Consider the following 2,841-nt stretch of genomic DNA (forward strand, 5'->3'; position numbering starts at 1 on the left):
GGCCACTTTTGCCATAACCGTGTTTTTTCACAGGAGATGTCTGTTCACAAAACGGGCATCTTACATCAACTTTAGCCACTGTATTCCACATCCAAAACCGGACATTTCACACTGCAATCAACATATTGAATACACGACCCTGTTTACCACTCCCGCAGGGACAGCTTTGCGGCACGGTAACTCCTGATTGTATGAGGAACAGTAAAAAAAAATTAAAAAAATATCGATAGTTGCGTGAAAATAACTCAACGTCGTGGCGATATGTTACCTAACAATCTCGGTGAGTGGCAATGTGCGCTAAAATGAATAGCGAGATGAGAAGGATATCATGAGGCAAAGAAAGATTGGTTTGGCGCTGGGATCGGGTGCGGCGAAAGGATGGGCACATATTGGTGTCATTCAGGCATTGACTGAAATGGGTATTGTTATCGATGTGGTCGCGGGTTGTTCGGTAGGCGCTTTGGTGGGGGCCGCGTATGCCAGCAATCGCTTGAATGCCGTGGCGCGCTGGGTGAGTGGGCTTCATCATTGGGATGTGATTCGTCTGATGGATCTCTCCTGGCAGCGTGGTGGGTTATTGCGCGGCGATCGGGTATTTAACCAGGTGCGACATATCTTGCGTACCCAACAGATTGACGAATGTGCTATCAAGTTCGGAGCAGTGGCCACCAACCTGACAACGGCGAGAGAACTGTGGCTTACCGAAGGCGATCTGCACCATGCGATCCGCGCCTCATGCAGTATGCCGGGGTTGCTTGCGCCCGTGCGACACAATGCCTATTGGCTGGTTGATGGTGCTGTGGTGAACCCGGTGCCGGTTTCTCTGGCTCGCGCGCTGTGCGCTGACGTGGTGATTGCTGTGGATTTGCAGCACAACGCGACCCTGGGGCATGACGACATGCTGTCCGTGGCCGCGATGGCTGAAGAGACGCATGCGGATTCTGCGCCGCTCAACTGGCAGCACAAGCTCCGGCAGCGCTTGTCCATGGGGTTGCAGCGCCAGCGTGCCAACCGCGCACCTTCAGCGATGGATATCATGACGGCCTCCATTCAGGTGTTGGAAAACCGTTTAAAAATGCATCGTATGGCTGGCGATCCTCCTGATGTGGTGGTGCAGCCCTATTGCCCACAAATTTCCACGCTGGATTTTCACCGTGCGCAAGAGGCGATTGCCGCAGGGCGACTGGCTGTGGAAAAAAAACAAGATGAATTACAACTGTTGGTAAACAGAGACGCAGGATAGTGGAGTAGCAGCGATAAGTATCAACAAGGGTAAAAAGGTAGAGTGGCAGGGGTTAAGTCCGAACAACGCGAGGGAATATGCATGAAGTTGACATATGAGGTCATCAATGGGTCAGCCATTAACAGATAAGCACATTTTGATTGTTGAAGATGAAGCGGTATTTCGTTCCGTGATCGCTGGCTATCTGACATCGCTGGGTGCATCTGTGCGTGAAGCTGTCAATGGGGTGGATGCATTAGCCATAATGCAAAACTATCGCCCTGATTTGATCGTGTGCGATTTGGAAATGCCACTAATGGGGGGCATTGAGTTCGTTGAAACGCTCCGGTTGCAAGATAATAGTACGCCCATTCTGGTGGTGTCTGCCACCAGTCAGATGGGGGATGTTGCCAAAGTGCTGCGCCTGGGCGTACAGGATGTGATGCTTAAACCTATCCGCGATTATGTACGCTTGCGCGAAGCCGTAATGACCTGCATGTATCCCGATATGTTTACTTCTCAACTGAGCGAAGTTGAGCAGTTGATGGAGGATATGGATTCACTCAATCAATCGCCAGATGCGGTCAATAAACTGCTGGCGCAGCTACAGCCTCCGGTACAACAAAAAATGGCCGGTTGCAGCGTGCGTTACCGTCAATTGACGTCATTGGAACAACCGGGGTTGGTATTGGATATTGCAGCGTTGTCTGATGATGACTTGGCGTTCTATTGTCTAGATGTGACGCAAGCCGTGAATAATAACGGCACACTGGCAGCTCTGCTGCTGCGCACACTGTTTAACGGGTTGTTACAAGAGCATCTGGCTAACCAACAACACCGCCTACCCGAATTGTCTGTCTTGTTGCGACAGGTCAACCAATTGCTGCGCCAGGCAAATCTTAATGGGAGTTTCCCCCTGCTGGTGGGTTACTATCACCGAGGATTGCAACGGCTCATCCTTATTTCAGCCGGTTTGCATGCCATGTTGAACGCAGGGGAGAAGCAGCTGGTGTTAAACAATGGTATTCCGCTCGGCACCCTCGATGGAGCATATCTTAACCAATTAAACTATGAGTGCGCCGCTTTTGAATGTCAGGTCTGGGGGCGCGGTGGACGCTTACGGCTGATGTTATCAACAGATTGAAGGCTTACGCAGTGTGATGAGGCCTACGGAATAGTCTGATAGGCGTTCATCATGCAATTTGTTGGGTCGTGTATTCTATGAGTTGATGTAGCATCAAACGTAGTACTCGCGTTCGATGTGGCTTTGTTGAATAAATTGTACTAGCTCAGACCTGATCTGACAGTTACCGATTATTTATACAGGTGTCTATCAGATTACATCTGGTTCAGATTCTTTTCTGCACAGATCCGTTTTCCATCGAGTAAAGTGGCCATCGGCGTACGCCCGCAGCACATTTTTCCCTGATGAGTTCGCTCATTATTGTAATGCCACAACCAGTTGTCCAGGTCTACCTGCAGGCTTTCCAGGTCTCCATATAACTTCTTGCGGAACGTAACCTGATAAAAATCCTGCAAAATGGTTTTATGGAAGCGCTCGCAGATGCCGTTCGTCTGCGGAGACATCGCCTTCGTTTTCGTATGCTCGATATCGTTGA

At 50.1% G+C, this 2,841-nt stretch carries 3 protein-coding genes and 1 pseudogene; 2 read left to right on the forward strand and 2 right to left on the reverse strand.

What is annotated here, in order from left to right:
- A pseudogene (locus QZ506_RS18185) lies at positions 1-79 on the reverse strand (IS1 family transposase); the annotation flags it as partial.
- A 249-nt stretch (positions 80-328) separates the two neighbouring features.
- Here QZ506_RS18185 and rssA point away from each other — a divergent pair.
- Complete coding sequence (rssA, locus tag QZ506_RS18190; RefSeq protein ID WP_291973001.1) at positions 329-1,243, forward strand: patatin-like phospholipase RssA; 915 nt, start codon at positions 329-331, stop codon at positions 1,241-1,243.
- A 106-nt stretch (positions 1,244-1,349) separates the two neighbouring features.
- Entirely contained in the window at positions 1,350-2,366 is a 1,017-nt protein-coding gene (rssB, locus tag QZ506_RS18195; protein WP_291973002.1) for a two-component system response regulator RssB, read from the forward strand.
- Positions 2,367-2,560: 194 nt separating this feature from the next.
- Here rssB and QZ506_RS18200 read toward each other — a convergent pair.
- On the reverse strand, positions 2,561-2,841 hold a 281-nt coding region (locus QZ506_RS18200), incomplete at its 5' end, for an integrase core domain-containing protein (protein ID WP_291973003.1).

This window comes from Candidatus Symbiopectobacterium sp. (genome assembly GCF_020054415.1).
GTDB lineage: Bacteria > Pseudomonadota > Gammaproteobacteria > Enterobacterales > Enterobacteriaceae > Symbiopectobacterium.

Bases quoted from the DNA above. Each gene is read 5' to 3' on its own strand.
- rssA (WP_291973001.1), top strand. From the start codon at position 329: ATGAGGCAAAGAAAGATTGGTTTGGCGCTGGGATCGGGTGCGGCGAAA.
- rssB (WP_291973002.1), top strand. From the start codon at position 1,350: ATGGGTCAGCCATTAACAGATAAGCACATTTTGATTGTTGAAGATGAA.